General features: G+C 35.8%; 19 protein-coding genes. 17 read left to right on the forward strand and 2 right to left on the reverse strand.

Going from position 1 to position 20,977, the window contains the following annotated elements; all coding sequences use genetic code 11:
- Positions 1 to 279 precede the first annotated feature (279 nt).
- From KKG99_03820 to KKG99_03885, 14 genes are all read left to right on the forward strand, one after another.
- The gene (locus tag KKG99_03820; GenBank protein ID MBU1012106.1) at positions 280 to 1,149 is read left to right on the forward strand and encodes an RES domain-containing protein; all 870 of its coding nucleotides are present in this window, start codon (positions 280 to 282) and stop codon (positions 1,147 to 1,149) included.
- Between the two features lie 342 nt (positions 1,150 to 1,491).
- The gene (locus KKG99_03825; GenBank protein MBU1012107.1) at positions 1,492 to 1,695 is read left to right on the forward strand and encodes a hypothetical protein; all 204 of its coding nucleotides are present in this window, start codon (positions 1,492 to 1,494) and stop codon (positions 1,693 to 1,695) included.
- A gap of 312 nt (positions 1,696 to 2,007) precedes the next feature.
- Complete coding sequence (locus KKG99_03830; protein ID MBU1012108.1) at positions 2,008 to 4,074, forward strand: acetate--CoA ligase family protein; 2,067 nt, start codon at positions 2,008 to 2,010, stop codon at positions 4,072 to 4,074.
- Between the two features lie 76 nt (positions 4,075 to 4,150).
- Positions 4,151 to 5,497 carry a pyridoxal phosphate-dependent aminotransferase gene (locus KKG99_03835; GenBank protein ID MBU1012109.1) on the forward strand — a complete coding sequence of 449 codons (1,347 nt, stop codon included), beginning with the start codon at positions 4,151 to 4,153 and terminating at the stop codon, positions 5,495 to 5,497.
- A gap of 1,362 nt (positions 5,498 to 6,859) precedes the next feature.
- Entirely contained in the window at positions 6,860 to 8,383 is a 1,524-nt protein-coding gene (locus KKG99_03840) for a tryptophanase (GenBank protein ID MBU1012110.1), read from the forward strand.
- Between the two features lie 294 nt (positions 8,384 to 8,677).
- The gene (locus KKG99_03845; GenBank protein MBU1012111.1) at positions 8,678 to 9,046 is read left to right on the forward strand and encodes a four helix bundle protein; all 369 of its coding nucleotides are present in this window, start codon (positions 8,678 to 8,680) and stop codon (positions 9,044 to 9,046) included.
- 170 nt (positions 9,047 to 9,216) lie between these two features.
- The gene (locus KKG99_03850; protein MBU1012112.1) at positions 9,217 to 10,194 is read left to right on the forward strand and encodes an ornithine cyclodeaminase family protein; all 978 of its coding nucleotides are present in this window, start codon (positions 9,217 to 9,219) and stop codon (positions 10,192 to 10,194) included.
- Positions 10,195 to 10,277: 83 nt separating this feature from the next.
- Entirely contained in the window at positions 10,278 to 11,720 is a 1,443-nt protein-coding gene (locus KKG99_03855; protein ID MBU1012113.1) for a pyridoxal-dependent decarboxylase, read from the forward strand.
- A gap of 114 nt (positions 11,721 to 11,834) precedes the next feature.
- Complete coding sequence (locus tag KKG99_03860; GenBank protein MBU1012114.1) at positions 11,835 to 12,071, forward strand: 4Fe-4S binding protein; 237 nt, start codon at positions 11,835 to 11,837, stop codon at positions 12,069 to 12,071.
- 20 nt (positions 12,072 to 12,091) lie between these two features.
- On the forward strand, positions 12,092 to 13,177 hold the full coding sequence (gene vorB / locus KKG99_03865; GenBank protein MBU1012115.1) for a 3-methyl-2-oxobutanoate dehydrogenase subunit VorB: 1,086 nt from the start codon (positions 12,092 to 12,094) through the stop codon (positions 13,175 to 13,177).
- A gap of 4 nt (positions 13,178 to 13,181) precedes the next feature.
- Positions 13,182 to 13,973 carry a 2-oxoglutarate oxidoreductase gene (locus tag KKG99_03870; GenBank protein MBU1012116.1) on the forward strand — a complete coding sequence of 264 codons (792 nt, stop codon included), beginning with the start codon at positions 13,182 to 13,184 and terminating at the stop codon, positions 13,971 to 13,973.
- A gap of 33 nt (positions 13,974 to 14,006) precedes the next feature.
- The gene (locus tag KKG99_03875) at positions 14,007 to 14,552 is read left to right on the forward strand and encodes a 2-oxoacid:acceptor oxidoreductase family protein (GenBank protein MBU1012117.1); all 546 of its coding nucleotides are present in this window, start codon (positions 14,007 to 14,009) and stop codon (positions 14,550 to 14,552) included.
- Between the two features lie 69 nt (positions 14,553 to 14,621).
- Positions 14,622 to 15,194, forward strand: coding sequence for a hypothetical protein (locus KKG99_03880; GenBank protein ID MBU1012118.1), 573 nt, complete (start codon positions 14,622 to 14,624; stop codon positions 15,192 to 15,194).
- 7 nt (positions 15,195 to 15,201) lie between these two features.
- Entirely contained in the window at positions 15,202 to 15,969 is a 768-nt protein-coding gene (locus KKG99_03885; protein ID MBU1012119.1) for a TIGR02757 family protein, read from the forward strand.
- A gap of 50 nt (positions 15,970 to 16,019) precedes the next feature.
- On the opposite strand, the gene KKG99_03890 is transcribed toward KKG99_03885, so the two are convergent.
- Both KKG99_03890 and KKG99_03895 read right to left on the reverse strand, forming a co-directional pair.
- A complete protein-coding gene (locus KKG99_03890) occupies positions 16,020 to 17,246 on the reverse strand; it encodes an Nramp family divalent metal transporter (GenBank protein ID MBU1012120.1) in 1,227 nt (408 codons plus the stop codon).
- Complete coding sequence (locus KKG99_03895) at positions 17,246 to 18,565, reverse strand: MFS transporter (GenBank protein MBU1012121.1); 1,320 nt, start codon at positions 18,563 to 18,565, stop codon at positions 17,246 to 17,248. The genes KKG99_03890 and KKG99_03895 overlap by 1 nt, the downstream gene beginning before the upstream one ends.
- A 140-nt stretch (positions 18,566 to 18,705) precedes the next feature.
- Between KKG99_03895 and KKG99_03900 the strand changes: the two genes are divergently transcribed.
- The 3 genes from KKG99_03900 to KKG99_03910 all read left to right on the forward strand — a co-directional run bounded on the left by KKG99_03900 (position 18,706) and on the right by KKG99_03910 (position 20,971).
- On the forward strand, positions 18,706 to 19,245 hold the full coding sequence (locus KKG99_03900; GenBank protein MBU1012122.1) for a glutathione peroxidase: 540 nt from the start codon (positions 18,706 to 18,708) through the stop codon (positions 19,243 to 19,245).
- A gap of 79 nt (positions 19,246 to 19,324) precedes the next feature.
- A complete protein-coding gene (locus KKG99_03905; protein ID MBU1012123.1) occupies positions 19,325 to 20,041 on the forward strand; it encodes a rubredoxin in 717 nt (238 codons plus the stop codon).
- Between the two features lie 195 nt (positions 20,042 to 20,236).
- The gene (locus KKG99_03910) at positions 20,237 to 20,971 is read left to right on the forward strand and encodes a 1-acyl-sn-glycerol-3-phosphate acyltransferase (protein ID MBU1012124.1); all 735 of its coding nucleotides are present in this window, start codon (positions 20,237 to 20,239) and stop codon (positions 20,969 to 20,971) included.
- Positions 20,972 to 20,977 lie beyond the last annotated feature (6 nt).

Consider the following 20,977-nt stretch of genomic DNA (forward strand, 5'->3'; position numbering starts at 1 on the left):
ACTTCCTACCTGTCGTAGGCAGGGCACCCTCTGGAAAAAATATATACCCATTCACCTAGTTTATATCCAAAATATTTGCATATTTGAAATATTTATACATACTGCGAATGGGTGTGCTCATGCTCATGCTGGGCACACACAAAAAATACATGATAATTGCCGTTTCCGTGCTGATTGCGGAGTTCACAGCCCGCAACAACTTCGGTGCGGCTCGACAGGAAAGTTCTCCGCAATCGGCAACTACATATATTTCCGTACGTTAGGCAACAGTTTAAAACCATGCCAGAATATAACATCCATGACATAGAGAATTACATTTCCTCGATAAAGGCATTATTTGAGAGAATAGAAACTTTGAATAATGAGTTTCCACCTCATTTCGAATATTTGATGATAAAATGCTTTGAGCCAATAAAAGTTTATAATGCTATTGGTGAAGGCGTTTTTCCAATTATTGAAAGAGTTACTGTTAACAAAAGAGTTCTAAAAGGAAATAATGTTCGAATTAATAAAGTTGATAAATTGAAATATCCGCCAGCAGAATGCATAACAAAATATGGTAGAGCTAATCTGAAGCATCAAAGTGTACTTTATGGCTCTTTTAATTTTATGACAGCTGTTAAAGAAATGAAACCCGAGATAGGTGATTTAATAACAGTTTCAGAATGGAAGATTAAAAATGAAAGCGATAATTTGATTACTTGTCCAATATTCATGAATCAACCGAAAGATGGAACAATAAATACAAGACTCTTAAACATGTATAATAGTTTTATGCTTGATTTAAAAAGATTTCCACCTGAGATCTCCAGACTTATTTTTGAAATTCATACATTTTATGCAAATTGTTTCGCGAGAAAAATAGATTCAAGCAATAATCAAGGATATATTTTTACAGCATTGTTAGCTGACAAAATTTTAAATAAAAATAACGGGGGTGTTATAGATGCAATACTTTATCCAAGCACACAGGAAGAACTTAGAACTGAAAATATTGCTATAAAAAAAGAATCTTTCGATAAGAAATACACACTTTTTAAAACAACAGAAAAAAAACTTCTGGATTTCTCTGAACAAGGCGATAAATATAAGTTTGAATTATTGGGCGAATCACAAATAAATGATGGTGAGACTATATTATGGAATTAATAAAACTCGCTGGCGCGGACTTTCAGTCATAAGTGTTCGAAACATGAAAATGTGAGAAATTTTTAGCTGTTTTTTGAATAGAATAAGGATGTTTTGCATCAAATATTAAGATTAATTCTACCTTTTTTATTTTGATTTGTATGTAAATACAAGGTTTCGAACAGTAGTAACTGCAAGTCCGCTCGAGCAAATTATCGATGGAAATTTTTAAAAATTGAATAAATAATCCTTCTTCCGGATTTTTTCTTTTCTATTATTTTCGATTTAATTAATGGGTGGATTTAAGGTTGTCATTCAAAAATTATCCTAAATTTATCTCCTTATAATCAAAACCTAATTAACATGAAAAAGAGCCGTACCATTCGTCAAATGATTTTCCCATTCTTTATTCCATTTATGATCTATCTGGTTTTCTATGACAGAATTAGCATAAAACCTTCGGAGGCAGGTTTTTGGATGATTATTACAATGGGAATGGCCATTGGGGTATTGATCACCCATTTGTTTATCTGGAATCGTGAACGTAAAAATAAAGCCGCCAAATAGAATTTAGAGTAATCTCTTCAGTGTTCAATAAAATTTCTTAATTTTGTGGCTCAAAGCATATCTAATAAAAAATAGTTATGAGCACGTTTAAACCATTATTCTTCTCGTTTACTATTTATCATACAGCGGTTAAATGCCATAGCATTCAAATTCCTTATAATACCACCTGGCGCGAATAATCAAAACAACATAAAACAAAGCATCATATCCAATTACTGTTCTTTCTTATATCAAATTAATGTTAGTGATATGACTGGGTTTTATTAAAATGATTTATTCGTTTTATTAATTATTTTTTTAAAATTTAATTAAATGATTACAAAGGAACTTATTGAACCCCGTAGTATTGTTGTTGTAGGAGGTTCAACTGATATACAAAAGCCGGGTGGAAAAGTCTTAAAAAATATTTTGGATGGCAATTTTAAAGGTGATTTATATGTTACCAATCCAAAAGAACATACCGTTCAAGGTATTCAAAGCTTTCGCGATGCCAGTGAACTGCCGGATGTTGATCTTGCCATTATTGCCATAGCAGCACTCTTTATTCTGGAAACCATAAAAACTTTAGCGTATACAAAAGGAACTAAAGCATTCATTATATTATCCGCAGGTTTCAGTGAATTTAGTAAGGAAGGAAAAAATCTTGAACAGGAAGTAGTTGAAGTTATCAATAGTGTTGATGCTAGTTTGATTGGCCCAAATTGTATTGGTGTAATCCTTCCAACTTATCACGGTGTATTTACGCTTCCAATTCCAAAGTTGGATCCAAAAGGGTGCGATTTTATTTCTGGATCAGGTGCAACTGCTTGTTTTATACTTGAATCTGCAATTCCTAAAGGCCTGACATTCGCGAGTGTTTTTTCTGTTGGAAATAGCGCTCAATTGGGTGTAGAAGAAGTGTTGCAATATTTCGACGAGACCTTTAATACTAAAACAAGCTCAAAGGTTAAACTCCTTTATATTGAAGATATAGCCAAACCTGAATTATTGCTGAAACATGCAGCATCGCTGATCAGAAAAGGATGTAAAATTGCAGCCATAAAAGCAGGTAGTTCGGAAGCAGGAAGCAGGGCAGCGTCCTCTCATACCGGAGCGCTGGCCAGTTCGGATGAAGCAGTTAATGCACTCTTTAAAAAAGCAGGTATCGTTCGATGCTACGGCCGGGAGGATTTAATCAATGTTGCTTCGGTTTTTATGCATCCGGCCTTAACAGGGAAAAATATTGCAATTATCACACATGCAGGCGGCCCTGCCGTAATGCTTACGGATTCATTATCAAACGGAGGATTAAAGATCCCTGCCATTGAAGGTCCGGATGCCAAAGCTTTGCTCGACAAACTATTCCCCGGGTCATCAGTAAGCAATCCTATTGATTTTTTGGCAACAGGTACAGCCGAGCAACTTGGAATCATCATTGATTATGTAGATCAAAAATTTGACCAGATCGATGCCATGATTGTCATTTTCGGAACTCCCGGTTTGTTTGATATTTCCGATGTTTATAAAGTATTGGATGAGAAAATGAATTCAGTTAAGAAACCTATTTTTCCCGTACTGCCTTCAATCCAAACTGCTGGTAGGGAAATTAAAGAATTTTTATCCAAAGGAAGAATTAATTTCCCGGATGAAGTATTGCTCGGAGATGCATTGGTAAAAATTTACAATACCCCAGCCCCTGCTCCTTCAAACATTGAACTTCCGGCTATCGATAGAGTTGGAATAAGAGAAGTAATTGATAAGGCTGAAAACGGTTATCTGTCACCTGTCCAAGTTGGTAAATTGTTGGATGCTGCAGGAATAAGTCGGTCAAATGAGAAAGTAGTCAATTCAGAAACCGAAGCGATTGAATTCGCAAAGAACGTTGGTTATCCGCTGGTTATGAAAGTTGTCGGTCCTGTTCATAAGTCGGATGTTGGGGGGGTTGTGCTGAATGTAAATAAATTAGAGACTGTTATTGCCGAATATCATCGATTGATGAAAATTCAGGATACAACCGCCGTTCTGATGTATCCCATGCTTTTTGGAACTGAAGTTTTTATTGGAGCCAAAAGGGATGATAAATTCGGCCATTTGGTATTGTGTGGGCTAGGCGGCATTTTTGTCGAAGTTTTAAAGGATTTCAGCACAGGTATTGCACCTTTATCGAAACACGAAGCTGGACAAATGATAAAACAATTAAGAGGATATGGAATTATTAAGGGAGCCAGAAAACAAGATCCGGTTAATGAGGATCTTTTTGCTGATGCCATTGTTCGTATTTCAGCACTCGTAATAGTTGCACCTGAAATTTTGGAGATGGATTTAAATCCATTGCTTGGAACACGAACCAGTCTTACAGTTGTTGATGCACGAATAAAAATTGATAAAATGATGCCATAACAGATAAAATTGGCTGTTTATGGTTGATAGACTTTTAGTAATATTGCAATGATTAAAACATTAAAAAAGATAAAATATGGGTAACCTAGACTCTGAATTTAAAAATACCCCGATCGATTCCGAAATTGTTAAACAAAAAATTATAGAGAGCGGTCTTCAAAACGTTGGCAGAGCCACAATTCGTGAAATATATCGGCTAGTAAGCAATATCGAAGAAGCAACAGGCGAAAAATTCATTCGCATGGAGATGGGAATACCGGGTATACTCAGTCCGCAAATAATTATGGATGCAGAAATCGATGCAATCAAAAAAGGGGTGAATTCAGTATACCCCATGTTGGAAGGCGTTACGGAACTGAAACATGAAATATCAAAATTTATTAAATTATTCCTGAATCTGGAGGTAGATTATAACGGTTGTATCCCAACCGTTGGCAGCCTTCAGGGAAGCATGTCCTCCTTTATTACCATTGATAATATGTGGGAGGATCGTGATACCGTTTTATTCATTGACCCTGGATTTCCGCTTCACCGACAACAACTTAACATCTTGGGCAAAAAATCTGAATCCTTTGATGTGTATAATTTTCGAGGTGATAAGTTAAAGGAAAAATTAGAATCATTCCTGAGTAAAGGTCACATTCATTCTATTTTATATTCTAATCCAAATAATCCATCCTGGATTTGTTTTACCGAAAAAGAATTAAAAATTATTGGAGACCTTGCAAATAAATATGATGTAATCATACTTGAAGATTTGGCCTATTTCGGAATGGATTTTAGAAAAGATTATTCCATACCCGGTGAACCTCCTTACCAACCAACTGTGGCAAATTATACGGATAATTATATTCTGATAATATCTTGTTCAAAGATTTTTAGTTACCCCGGTCCGCGAATTGGAATGATGGTTATTTCCAATAAGTTACAAAATCTAAGAAGACCGGCTTTAAAAAGGTTTTTTGCCACGGATAGCTTTGGCTATTCCATTTTATTCGGAGCTATTTATGCACTTAGTGCCGGATGCGGCCATTCTGCTCAATACGGTTTACTGGCCATTCTAAAAGCTTTGAACAGTGGGGAACATAATTACAGGGAAGATGTAATTGAATATGGCAAAAAAGCTCACATCATGAAGAAATTATTTACTGATTACGGTTTTGATATTGTTTATGACAAAGACGACGGTACTCCCATAGCCGACGGTTTTTATTTCACAATTTCGTATCCGCTGTTTACAGGTAAAGAGTTGATTGAAAAGTTATTGTATTATGGCATTAGTGCTATCACACTTGATGTAACACGAAGTGAGCGGCATGAAGGTTTACGTGCCTGTGTATCGCTTGTTCAGAGAAATCAATTTCCTATACTCGAAAGCAGGCTAAAGCGATTTCATGAGAATTATCCATTACCAAATAAATAATCGTTTTAACGATTTCTGATCATGAAAAGATATAGTTCAACATACAATTGGAAATTTGAAATGATTATATTTCTTGTTTGTTATTATTATCCTTGAGGATCAGATTTATTGTTCATCAAATGTCGATCTGTCTATTTTTTCGGTTCAGAAATTAATCCGATTTATAGAAATTCAGATAGGCATAGGTTCAATTAAAACAAGAGGAGAATCAACAAATATCATTATTACACATTATAAAAAAAATAGCATATGTTAGCAGAACCTTATAAACTGAAAACTATCAGAAATTTAGTTTTCACAAGCTTTCAAGAAAGAATAGACGCCTTGATGGAAGCCGATTACAATACTTTTAATATCCCTTCATATCTTGTAACTTTTGATATGACAAGTCAAGGAACAAGTGCAGTTAGTCAGGATCAGTTCTCCGGATTATTCATCGGAGATGAAACTTATGCCGGTAGCCGTAACTTTGAAAACCTTGTCAATAATGTAAAAAATATTTTCGGCCATGAGCATGTTTGCCCCACTCATAATTTGAGAGGATCGCACAAATTGATCTCAACAACCATGGTTAATGCATATGACATTATTTATTCAAACTCTGAAAAACCCGGAGAGCTGATCAAAGAACGAAAAGCTACGATGGAGGTTTTAAAGGTAAATGATAAAACTTTTTCAGGAAATATTAATGTCGATCAATTAAGGAAAAAACTTGAAGGCAAAAAACAACCTTTTGTCTACATTGAATTATATGCAGATGGTTATAAACCTATTTCCTTTGCAAATTTGAAAGAAACTCACAAAATCGCCGAGGAAAACGATACCGTTCTGGTTATTAATGGATCATACATACTTTCTTCTGCAAATTACATTCGCAAAAATGAAGAAGGATTTGAGAATAAAACAATTGCTGAAATCGTTAAAAAAATAGCTTCTCTTGCCCATGTTTTTGTAATTGATGCCGGTCAGGACCCACGTTCGAACACAGGTGGATTAATCGCCACCGACAATGATGAATTGTATGACAAATACATGAATGAAGTGGTTGTCTATGAAGGTTTGCATACCTATGGAGGAATGGCGGGACGTACGATGGAAGTTTTTGCCAGAGGATTGGAAGAAATGGTTTATGAGCAACAGGCAATGTGGATATTCCAACAAACGGACTATTTTGCAGCTCAATTAAAAAACATTCCTTACTTTTTAGGTGCAGATGGAATTTATATCAAAGCCGATGAATTTTTACCCAATGTTGAAAACCCTGCATTTACTTTAGCAGCTGCATTATACTTAAAGTCAGGAGTAAGAACTTTTCTTGAGGATAGATTTGGTGTAACAATTCTACCCCTTCAAATTCCACGCATGGCTTTAACCAATGAGCATTTGAGCGAAATAGCTGAAGTTGTGAACCAACTCTTTGAAGAAAGAGAAAAAATTACAGGACTTGTACTGCAAAATGAGCCGGATTGGAATGATGAAGCCCTGTTTAAATGGAAAAGACCGATCATTAAAGATTTCCTATTTGAGAGTGAGCCTTTTAATATTCAACAAATTGAATATGTTGGTGAAGCAACTAAAAAGGAAAGATTGAAATATGCCAAAGAAGCAGGTTATAATACCTTCTTGCTTCAATCAAAACATGTGGTAATCGATTTTTTAACCGACTCGGGAACTACCGCTCAAAGTACCGATCAATGGGCAACTTATTTGAGCAGTGTTGAAACTCAAGCTAGTAGTGAAAATTATTTTGACCTGGTCGAAACCTTGATGGAAGTTACGGGTTACAAATTTATTATCCCTACCCATCAAGGACGGGCAGCCGAACACATTATGTCGCAATGCCTTATAAAAGATGGTATTGTTCCGGGTAATATGTATTTTACAACTACCAAATTACATCAGGAGATGGCCGGAGGGACTTTTGCCGATGTGATTTGTGATGAAGCACACGATCCAACCAGTACTTTCCGCTGGAAAGGAAATATCGACCTGAAAAAGCTTAAGAAAATTGTTGATGAAAACGGTGCCGATAAAATTCCTTATATCAGTTTTGAATTAAGTGTAAACCTTGCTGGTGGTGAACCGGTGCATATGGATAATGCAAAAGAAGTTTACGAATATTGTGAAGCTAATGACATTTACTTAATGTGGGATGCAACGCGTGCAATTGAAAATGCTTATATGATCAAAAAACATGATCCAAGATATGAGCATACTTCCATTGCCGATATTGTTCACGAACTTTTTAGTTATGGACATGGATGTACGGTATCCAGCAAAAAAGATTATATGGTTAATATTGGAGGTTTCCTTGGTATTAAAGATGATGAGGAATTCTACATGAAAGCTCTCGAGATGCTTCGCAAGTATGAAGGTTCGATCACCACAGGTGGTCTTGCTGCCGCAGATTTAGCGGTTCACGCATTGGGTGCTATGGAAATGTTGGACTTCAGATATATTAAAAATCGTGTGGAACAAACCCAATACCTTGGCGAAAAATTATTAAAAGCCGGTGTACCTATCGTTGAGCCTGTTGGCTCGCATGCAGTATTTTTGGATGCAAAACGATTTTTATCTCATTTGGATCAGGACGAATATCCATCTCAAGCACTTGCAACTGCCTTATTTATTGATTCAGGAGTACGTGCCATGGAAAGAGGAAATGTTTCTAAAGGACGGCAACCAAATGGCAAAAACTACCGTCCTTCACTCGAACTGGTACGTTTAACCATTCCAAGAAGAGCATACACCAATGCACATATGGATTTAGTTGCGGAGAGCATCATCAATCTCTATAAGAAAAGAGAGACAATTAAAGGCCTCCGCTTCACTTATGAACCCAAAAACCTGAGATTCTTCCAGGGTCGGTTCGAAGAAGTAAAATAAAAAAATAAGCAACAAATAACAACCTGCCTGCCGCAGGCTGGATAACAAATAACAAATAACAAATAACAAGTAACAAATAACAAGTAACAAATAACAAATAACAAGTAACAAAAAACAAATAACAAATAACAAATAACAAATAACAAATAACAAGTAACAAATAACAAATAACAAGTAACAAAAAACAAATAACAAGCAACAAATAACAACCTGCCTGCCGCAGGCTGGATAACAAAAAACAAGTAACAACCTGCTTGCGGCAGGATAACAAATAACAAAATACTAATAAATCCTATGACCGAAAAGTCACAGACAAAGCATATTTATGATTTGGAAGAACGTACTTTCCAGTTTGCAAAGAACATTAGGCTTTTTGTGATGAAATTGCCTAAGTCAATTGCAAATATTGAAGATGGGAAGCAAGTTATAAGATCTTCTGCTTCAACTGGTGCAAATTACATTGAAGCAAATGAATCATTGAGTAATAAAGATTTTGTTTTTCGTATCAAAATTTGTAGGAAAGAAGCAAAAGAAAGTGCTTTCTTTTTGAGGTTGCTCAAAGAAACCAACTCTGATGAACATATAAACGACTTAAATATTCTTTACAATGAAGCCATCGAATTAAAAAAAATATTTTCGGCCATCATCGAAAAATCAAAATGAGGTTCCATTTTTTAATTTGAAATTTGAGGTCTGATGTTTTATTTGTTATTTGGAACTTGGGATTTGTAATTTACCAATGTTTTTTTTGTTATTTAAAACTTGGGATTTATAATTTATCAATGTTTTTTTTTATTTGTATTTTAATTAACCCAATCAAAGGAGGACAAATTATGCCTTTACTATTAACCAAAGCAGATGTTCAAAAAGTGCTGAACATGAAAGACTGCATCGAAGTGGTTGAAAAAGCTTTTGCAGAATTATCAAACGGTACGGCTGTATTGCCGCTTCGCATTAATATTGCACCAACCGATGGATTATCACTTTATATGCCTGCCTACCTGAAGGAAATGAAAGCCCTTGCTTGCAAAGTAGTTACTGTATACAAAAATAACCCTTCAAAACACGATTTACCAACTACCATCGGAAAAGTATTGCTCCAAAACCCCGAAACCGGTGAAGTAATCTGTATTATGGATGGAGGATACCTCACGGCGGTAAGAACAGGAGCAGCGAGTGGCGTAGCCACCAAATATCTTGCACGTAAAGATAAAAACCAGGTAATCGGAATCTACGGAACAGGCGTTCAAGCCAAAATGCAGCTTTGGGCCATGAATGAAACCGTTAGTATTTCAAAAGTATTGGTTTATGATCTGAATGAAAAAGCCGCCGATAATTTTGTAAAGGAAACAACAGCAATGCTAAATCTGGAGGTTATTAAGACTAAAAATCCTGATGATCTTTTGATTTCGGATATTATTTGTACGGCAACTTCCTCCTCTACCCCACTTTTTGATGGAAATAAATTAAAACCCGGCACACACATTAATAATATTGGTAGCCATACACCCAATGCACGGGAGTTGGACACTGCCACGGTTAAACGCTCAAAATTTGTTGGCGATTCGAAAGAAGCATGTTTTAAGGAAGCCGGAGATATTATGATCCCATTAAAAGAAGGTTCGGTAACCGAAGATCATTTTTATGCTGAACTTGGCGAATTGATAACAGGTAAAAAAGACGGACGGGTTAATGCAGAGGAAATAACTGTTTTTAAATCGAACGGGCTGGCAATACAAGATGCCGCAACTGCCAAACTCATTTACGATAAAGCGGTAGCTGCAGGCATTGGGGTTTCTGTCATTATATAAATAAAATTCTGATTGGCTCTCAGTTAAAGTGTATTTTTTTTCTTATTAGCTGAAAGGCATGCTGTTTTTTACAATTTTACTAAATGGATGATATATTAAAAAAAGCTTATAATCCTGAGGCTTTCCGAAAAGAGGGGCATGAACTGGTTAATCTGCTTGCAGATTATTTGCAAGATTGTATGTCGCAAAAAGAAATGCCGGTATTACCCTGGATAGATCCTGAAATGCAACATGCAGATTGGAAAAAATTTCTTGACAAAAAAAACACGCCAAAGGAATTCTATCAAAAGTTCCTGGATCAATCCAATCATTTACATCATCCTAATTACATTGGCCATCAGGTTGTTCCACCACTTCCTATTGCGGCCCTTACCGATTTAATGGCCACTTTTTCAAATAACGGAATGGCTATTTATGAGATGGGACCGGCTGCTACTGCAATCGAACGAAATGTAATTGAATGGTTGCTTGGTTTTTTTGGCTGGGATAAAAATGCGAACGGATTATTAACTTCCGGTGGTTCATTGGGTAACCTTACAGGTTTACTTGCAGCCCGTCAGGCAGTTAAAGAATATGATGTTTGGGAAGCGGGAGTTGACGGTAATCTGGCTGTAATGGTTTCTGCGGAATCTCATTATAGTGTGGACAGGAGTGTGCGGATTATGGGTCTTGGCGACAAAGGGATCATTAAGCTTCCGGTCGATGATCAGCATCGTATTAAAGTTGACTTATTACCAGGCATCTTTGATGAAGCAAAGAGTAATGGTAAAATTGTGATGGCCTTGGTTGGTAATGCTTGCTCTACTTCAACGGGTATTTACGACCATAATGATGAAATGGCTGATTTTTGCGCCCAAAATAAAATTTGGTTCCATATTGATGGAGCTCATGGTGGAGCAGCAATTATTTCAGAAAAGTACAAATACCTTACTAAAGGAATTGAAAAAGCGGATTCGGTAGTTATTGATTTTCATAAAATGATGTTGACTCCTGCTTTAACCACTGCAGTAATCTTTAAAAATGGCAAAACATCCTACGAAGCATTTACGCAAAAGGCTTCCTATTTGTTAAATAAAAAAGGTGAGATTAATTGGTTCGATGGCGCCGGCAGAACGATCGAATGCACTAAAAAAGCGATGGGTTTAAAAATCTATTTGATGATCAAAACCTATGGTACGGAATTATTTTCCTCATATGTTGATCAAACCTACGATCTTGCCCGTGAATTTGCCAGCATAATTCAGGAAAGTTCGGATTTTGAACTTGCGGTAACTCCCGACTCTAATATCGTTTGTTTCCGGTTAATCCCTGAAGGGCTTACTGAGCAGGAAAGAAATCTGCTTAACAGCAAAATAAGAGAACTGATAAAAATCGATGGAACTTTTTATATCGTTCAAACAGTGATTAACGAAAAAGTATATTTCAGGATCACGATTATGAACCCATTTACCACTATAGAAATTCTAAAAAAGCTTCTATTTATGATTCGAAGCATTTCTGCAGATTTAGGTAACGAATTTTCATAAAAAGCCCAATATTTAGGAAAAAGAGAAGCGACTTTAATACCAAGAATTTGCTTTTTTTTTCCTAATTTTGTTGAATTAGAGTATAAATAATTTACGAATAAATATCAAGTCATCATGGCAAAAGTTAGAGGAGTAATTATCGTTGATACTGAAAAATGCAAGGGTTGTGAAGTTTGCGTTGGCAATTGCCCTTCTGAAGTTATAGGCATGTCTGATAATGTAAATGGAAAAGGTTATCATTACGCTTATATGGCACAAGCAGATGCGTGTACAGGATGTTCAAATTGCGCGATTGTTTGTCCTGATGGCGTAATTACCGTATATCGAAAAAAAATTACCGTAGAAGTTTAACCTTATAAAATAAAAGCATAATGGGTGAATTAAAATTAATGAAGGGTAACGAAGCCATCGCCGAAGCTGCAATAAGAGCAGGCGTTGATGCGTATTTTGGTTACCCTATCACACCTCAAACAGAAATTATTGAATACTTAATGGCTGAAAAACCACATGAAAGAACGGGTATGGTGGTATTGCAGGCCGAAAGTGAAATTGCTGCCATCAACATGGTTTATGGAGCAGCAGGAGTTGGAAAAAAAGCAATGACTTCTTCTTCAAGTCCAGGTATCAGCCTAAAAATGGAAGGAATATCTTATATGGCAGGAGCCGAACTTCCGGCAGTTATTGTTAACGTAGCACGTGGAGGACCAGGATTAGGCACAATTCAACCCTCTCAGGCAGATTATTTTCAAGCAACAAAAGGTGGTGGTCATGGCGATTATCGTATGGTTGTTCTTGCACCGGCATCTGTTCAGGAAATGTCAGATTTTGTTTCATTAGCGTTTGACTTGGCTTTTAAATACCGTAATCCCGTTATGATTTTGAGTGATGGAGTGATTGGTCAAATGATGGAAAAAGTTGAACTAAAGGATGCCGTTCCAAGATGGACTGATGAGGAAATTAAAAAGATGTCACCTTGGGCCACAATCGGAAAACCTAAAACCCGCGAACATAACATTATCACTTCTCTGGATCTGGATTCATCCCGACAGGAAAAGCATAATGAAAAACTCGTTGCCAAATACAATGAGATGAGGGCCAAAGAAGTTCGATTTGAGAAAATTGAATGTGATGATGATATTGATTATTTATTTGTGGCCTATGGATCAAGTGCTCGTATTGCTCAAAAATCAATTCAATTATTGAGAGAAAAAGGGATTAAAGCCGGACTATTCCGCCTTATCACCCTTTTCCCATTCCCTTATGAGGAAATTGAAAAAATGTCATCTAATGTAAAAGGAATTTTAGCGGTTGAGCTTAGCGCCGGGCAGATGGTTGAAGATGTTTTATTGGCTGTAAAAGGAAAAGTTCATGTAGAACACTATGGTCGTATGGGGGGAATGATTCACTCGCCTTTACAAGTAGCTAATGCACTGGAAAAAAAATTAATAGGAGGTTAATCTGATGAGAGACGAAATATATAATGAAATTGTTCAGCCCGAGAACTTAGTTTATAAAAAAACTGAGTTGATGACCGATAAAGTATTGAGTTATTGTCCTGGTTGCGGTCACGGAACAGCCCATCGTATTATCATGGAAGTAATTGAAGAACTAGACCTTCAGGAAAATACAATTGCAATTGCCCCGGTTGGCTGTTCAGTGCTGGCTTATGAATTTATGAATGTCGATATTCAACAGGCTGCTCACGGACGAGCACCTGCTGTTGCAACTGGCATAAAACGTTGCTGGCCCGATAAGATTGTATTTACTTATCAAGGTGATGGTGACCTTGCTGCCATCGGAACTGCCGAAACCATTCATGCCATCAACAGAGGTGAAAATATCGTGATTATTTTTGTTAATAATGGTATTTATGGAATGACCGGTGGCCAAATGGCTCCAACAACTTTACCCGGAATGAAATCCTCAACCTCACCTTATGGCAGGGATGTTGCATTGATGGGTAGCCCTATTAAAATGACCGAATTAATCTCTCATTTAGATGGAGCTTATTTTGTAACCCGTCAGGCTGTTCACACACCTGCACATGTTCGTAAAACAAAAAAAGCCGTAAAAATGGCCTTTCAAAATCAGGTAGATAAAAAAGGTGGAGTTTCATTTGTTGAAATCGTATCCAATTGTAATTCCGGTTGGAAAATGAGCCCCGTTCACGCAAATGAATGGATGGTTGATAATATGTTCCCATTTTATCCACTGGGAGATATCAAAGTTGATGGTGAAATGGTAAAAAAATAAATTGAAAGAATAAAAGTTTAAAAACAATATAAAATGACAGAAGAAATTATCATTGCAGGTTTTGGTGGACAAGGCGTTTTGTCAATGGGTAAAATCTTGGCCTATTCAGGAATTATGCAAGACCAAGAGGTAAGCTGGATGCCTTCTTACGGACCTGAAATGCGCGGTGGCACAGCTAATGTCACAGTAATTATTAGTGACGAAAGGGTAAGTTCACCTGTATTAAACGAATTTGACACAGCCATCATTCTAAACCAGCAATCGATGGATAAGTTTGAGAAAACCGTAAAGCCGGGTGGATATCTTTTATATGATCCAAATGGTATTACAAAACATCCTGTGCGAACAGATATTAAAATTTTTAAAATTGAAGGCAGTAAGCTATCGGCTGAAATGGGTAATACTAAAATCTTCAATATGGTAGTTTTGGGTGCCTATATGAAGATGCGGCCCATTGTGAAAATTGAGAATGTAATTAGAGGATTGAAAAAATCATTGCCCGAAAGATACCATTCATTAATTCCTATTAATGAATCAGCCATTAATAAAGGCATGGAAAATCTGGTTAATGTAAATTAATTTCTCATAAACTCAAAATGACCTTCTTTCATTCTTATGTTTGAAGGTTTTTTTTTAAACCAAACATAAATGAATCGGAACTATATTGAAGCATTGTTAAAATCAAATAAACAGTTTATTGAAAGAACTGGTAAGGATTTTTTCGAAGATCATATTGAACGGCAAACGCCTTATATGACACTTATAACCTGTTCAGATTCACGCGTTCAAAACGAAGCATTTCAGGACAACTCATTCAATAAAGTTTTTGTTATTAGAAATATCGGAAATCAGATATATTCAAATGAAGGTTCTGTGGATTACGGGATATTGCATCTAAAAACGCCTGTCTTATTTATATTGGGACACACCGATTGTGGTGCTATAAAAGCTTTCATCTCAGGTTACAAGTCGGAACCCATCTCGATTATACATGAATTGGACCACCTCATCCCTGTCATATCAAATGAGAAAAAATCTTTAATTGTACATATTTCAAAAAACATACATTACCAGGCAAATATTGCGCTTGAAAAATACAATGATTTGGTGTTGGAAAATAAATTAATCATTTTAGGCGGAATATACGATTTCAGGAATGAAATGAATGAAGGCTTCGGAAAAATAAAAATTATCAATATTAACGGTAAAGTGCAGGAATAGATTGATGATGTTTGAATTTAATCAACTTCACGATTTGCTGGAGGCAAAATACAAACAATACAATCGGCCCGAATTTATTGAAACAGATCCAATACAAATCCCTCATCAGTTTACAAAAAAGCAAGACATTGAAATTGCCGGATTCTTTGCCGCCACACTTGCATGGGGGCAACGATCAACCATACTGAAAAATGCAAATCAGTTAATGAGTTTGATGGATCATGCACCTCATGATTTTATTTTAAATTTTGAAAATGCTGATCTTCGAATTTTTGAAAAATTTAAGCATCGCACATTTAATGGGATCGATTGTATTTCTTTTCTTAAAGCACTTCAACACCTATATCGAAATTCTGAAAATCTTGAAAATGCTTTTTTTTCTTCACCTTCAAATCATCATATTCCGGAAAATATTTCGAATTTCAAGAAATTGTTTTTTTCTCTTTCCCATCAAAACAGAACAGAAAAGCACATAGCAGATCCACTTAAAGGTTCAGCAGCAAAACGCATAAATATGTTTTTACGTTGGATGGTTCGGAAAGATGAATACGGGGTTGACTTTGGAATTTGGAAAGCAGTTAAACCATCTGAATTATTTTGTCCCCTGGATACCCATTCAGGAAATGTTGCTCGTAAACTTGGGCTGCTTGATCGCCGGCAAGATGACTGGAAATCTGTGGAAGAATTGACTACTCAGCTCAGACGATTCGACAAGGATGATCCTGTTAAATATGATTATGCACTTTTTGGTCTTGGAGTTTTTGAAAAATTTTAACCAGGATGGCGTCCCTTTAGGGACGCCATCCTATTTCTTTATATAGAATTCTATAAATAATTCATCAACTCATTCAACATCAAATATGCAAAGAGGAAGAGTGATAAGGCCAGAATGATATTTGTTATCAAAGAATTTTTAAATTGTTTTAACCAGCGAAAGCGGTTATTTAAATAAAGCAAAGTTATGGCTAAAAATGGCATAAAGAATGCACCGGCAACCGCATATAGAATTACTATCCAGACTGGTTTGCCCATATAGAGTAAAATAATTGGAGGAAGGGCCAGATAGAGTACATAATATTTATAAAATTTGCTCTGAGCCAATTGCGATTGCCCCAAAATGCCACGCTTAAATTTTAATTGAACGAAATCGGCGAATAAATAAGGAATTCCATGCCATACCCCTATCATGGAAGAAAATACCGCACCCCAAAATCCTATCAGAAATATCCATTTCCCGGTCTGGCCGGTTACTTCGCCCATTTTATCGGCAAGTGCCAAAACCATCATATTTCCTTGTATCACATCGGGCTTAGTTCCAGCTGCGACTATCATAATGGCGAGTCCAAAAAACCCGGTTAGCATATAAGCAAAGCCTAAATCCAAACGGCTCTGTGTTAAAAATGAAGTTCCTTGCCATTTTTTTTCACTAATCCAATATCCATAACTCAATAAGGTTACGCTACCCCCTACTCCACCAATCACCCCCAAAATAAATTTAAGAGATCCGGGAGGAATGCTTGGAATAAAAATGGACTTTAAAATGGTCAATATATCCGGCTTGATCAATATTGCACTGGTAATTGTAATTACGAACATTAGTGCAATAAAGAACTTCATAAGTTTTTCAATCAGATGATATTTCCCACCTAAAACCAAAACTGCTGCTAATATCGAATGAATCACTCCCCATTGAGCTACAGTCAATACTGGAATGATTGCATGTGCCGATAAGCCACAGGCAGCCATGAGGGCGGCAGCTACTATAAACGACCATACGATTAAATACACAAAGAAATACCAGCTAAAGAAGGCATTTAACTTTTCCATCCATGCCTGCATCAAGCTGGTACCGTAAACCAGTTGCCATCTTGAAACACCTTCATTCAACACGTATTTTAATATTGCACCGGCAATAGCCGCCCATAACAATGCATAACCGTACTGAGCACCGGATACCGATGCAGCAATTAAATCACCGGCCCCGACACCTGTTGCAGCCACGACAATACCGGGCCCCAACATTTTAAAAATATTTTTAGATTTTAAATTCATCAGCAATTTTCTGCTTTTTCGGTTGTGTTCGTTGATATAGGTATCCGACGATGCGACCATATCATTACGTAAATACTCAGTATTACGAAAATAATCGACAATCCAAATGTAGCATTAAAACCAAATAATTCATAAAAAAATATCCCAAATAATGGTGCAAATATAGCCCGAATACCAACTAACGATAAATGCAATGATTGATAGGTGCCTGCCTCTTCTGCACTGCAAAAATATGACGAACCAATATTCCATAGTAAAACCATAGATGCAGCAAATACTCCATGAAAAACAACATATCCTATCAAAGAATAATACAGTCTAATACTCATAAAATCGGTATAAAAAGGTAAATATGAGGTTAATCCAAGAAACAGAATATACAAACCTAAAGAAGCGTAGGTTAAAATTCCAAATATACGTGGGTCGGTTTTCCCCATAAGCTTTCCAAAGTATGGCAGTATAATAATCGCGATAATATTATAAGCATTCCGGTAAAATGCAACACTAAAATAATTGAGGTTTAATTCATCATAAAAATAAATAAAAAGAATGGGCATTGTGAACATGAAAGCGAATCCATATAACATAAATCCGATTTCAAAATGGCGGTATGCAACATTTTCCTTAAGGATGCAATACATATTTTTACCCGACTGAAATACTGATTGAAAGAAGGTTTTTCGAATTGTCAGAGGTTTTTCTTCAGGGAAATGCATTTTAGTTAACAGATAAATCGACCCAACTCCCAGAATCGCCATCACAGGGAAAACATAGATGAAAATATAGTTATCTGCATCAAGCCACAAGCCATAAACCAAGGTAACTATAAGCATTACAATTTTGTTCAAAGAAGTTGAAATGCTATATAAATGAGCAAAATTAGCATTGCTGTAATTCGCTTTTAAAAGATAATTTATGTTCGGGAAAATAATAGGATTACCTAAAAAATAAACCAGAAAGATTGCCAGAAAAACATAATGATATATTGAGTTTCCCTGAAAAGATGCTGCCGAATGAGGGAAAAGAATTAAGAGAAACAAGGGTAGTCTGGTTATCAGTCCTGTAAAGATTAATAATCGTTTCCTGTCTCTAATACGTCGAATAAACTCATTAATAAAAAGTAAAAAAACAAAAACAACTGCACTAAATTGAAACAAAAAACCCAGCTGATAGTTGGACCCGAATAAACTCTTTAAAAACACAAATTCATTCAGTGCCAATACACCCAAAATCACTGCCTCAATTAAAGAATAGACGGTGTGGATTTTGAAAGTCCGCTTTTCGAGTGGATTTAAATTAAGTTTTTGGAGTTTTAACATAGGCTATAAACGAATTTTGCAAAAGTAAATTAAAAACAGGGGATTATCTCATAATGTTAATCAATTGTTAATTTTATTTGGAACGAATCTATATAGTATTTTTTGAACTATCTTTGTACTTCAACTTAAATTAATACAAAATGAAAAAAATATTTATATCTATTATCCTAATAAGCATTGTAGGCATGACAAACGCACAAAATAAAAATTTCCACGATTTTAAGGCAGAAAACATTACCGGAGAACTTATAGACTTCTCGGTATTTAAGGGGAAAAAAGTTTTGGTAGTGAATACCGCTTCTAAATGCGGCCTTACGCCACAATATAAGCAACTACAAGAACTTTACGACACCTATGGCGGACAAGGTTTTGAAATTATTGGATTTCCGGCAAATAACTTTGCAGGTCAGGAACCCGGCACTAAAGAAGAAATCAAAACTTTTTGTGAACAAAATTATGGGGTTACATTTACCATGATGAATAAAGTTTCCGTAAAAGGTGATGATATTAGCCCTATTTATTCATGGTTGACTAAAGAAAGCGAGAATGGTGTGATGGATTCAGAAGTTACCTGGAATTTCCAGAAATACTTTATTGATGAGAATGGTCATTTGGTTGATTTTGTAACACCTAAAACAAGCCCTCTTGATGATAAAATTACCGCTTGGGTGAAAAAATAATAAGTTGAGTGGTGAATTATAAGTTAAAAATTGTCTGCATTATGTTAACTCATAACTTATAATTTATAACTTCACATTCATGAATCAGGAAGCATTATTTAAAATCACTTATGGCTTGTATATCTTAAGTGCAAGCGATGGTCAAAGAATGACCGGACATGTCTCGAATACTATATTTCAAGTAACTGCCGACCCCGTCCGATTTGCTGTTGCTTCCAATAAAAATAACCTCACAACTGAATTAATAAGTAAAAGCAAAGCTTTCAGTATTTCCGTTTTGGAACAAGATGTTGATCTTGCTTTTCTTGGCCCTTGGGGATTCAAGTCGGGTCGCGATATTGAAAAATTTAAGGGTTTAAAACATAAAATCGGACAAACAGGTTCACCTATTCTATTAGAGAAAGCGGTGGCCTATTTTGAATGTAAGCTTACCGAAACCATTGATACAGGTTCTCATATCTTATTTATTGGAGATGTGATAGATATGGATCTGGTTAATGAAAATTCAACCCCTCTCACATACGAATATTATCGTAAGGTGATTAAGGGAATTTCTCCTAAAAACGCACCTACCTATATAAAAGATCATGATGTTGGAGAAGAAGTCGGACCAAAATCCTCAAGTACTAAAAAGCAATTATATCAATGCACAGTTTGTGGTTTAATATACGACCCGGAAGACGGTGACCCTGATTCAGGTATTGCCCCCGGAACTGCATTTGAAGATATCCCTGATAAATGGACCTGTCCTGTATGTGGGGTTACGAAAGATGATTTTAAACCGATAAGCTCCTGAAATGATTAATGATTAATGTCTATTGATAATTGAAAAGGCAATACTATGCTATATGAATCTTTTAAAAACCACTTTACAATTTATAATTAAACTTTTGAACTTCTAAGCATTTAAGCCATTAAACATTCTTCATTTTAAAATAATCGTTCCATAATAATCATTTCGTAAATTTACACTTCAATTTGATGCTTGAAGATGAAGATCATTTTATCACATATTCTTACTCCTGTTTACTTTGTTGTTTTTGGTTTCTTGGTTGTAATATTTCAGCCAATTCAAATGTTATGTAGAAATATTTGGGGATATCAAAGTCATAAAACAAGTGTCGACATTTTGAACCTATTGCTATTTAAAAGTCTAATTATCGTTGGTGCAAAAATAAAAATTGAAGGATCATTCGACTTTCCGGCAAATCGCCCATTAATTATTGTTGCCAATCATCAAAGCACTTATGATATTCCTGCAATTTATTGGCTTTTTCGTAAAAATCATCCGAAATTTATTGCAAAAAAGGAGTTAGAAAAATACATTCCAAGCATTTCATATAATTTACGCCATAGTGGTGCTGCCATTATTGACCGTAAAAACCCCACTCAGGCCATCAAGGAAATTATTAGACTTGGCCGACTCATCGAAACAAATAAGTATTCAGCTTGTATCTTTCCTGAAGGGACCCGCAGCCGAACCGGTAAATTAAGATCCTTTCAATCGGGAGGAATTAAAACATTGTTAAAAGTGTCACCATCCGCCTTGATAGTTCCATTTGCCATTAATGGAAATTATAAATTACATCGATATGGTAAATACCCGTTGAGTTTTGGTGAAACCTTGAAGTTTACTGTTCTTGAGCCTATTGAACCAAATCATATTTTGGCTGAGGAATTAGTGCTTAAAATTGAACAGGAAATTTCAAAAGCTATAGGTGATTAAGCATTA

Source organism: Bacteroidota bacterium, from assembly GCA_018816945.1.
Classification (GTDB): domain Bacteria; phylum Bacteroidota; class Bacteroidia; order Bacteroidales.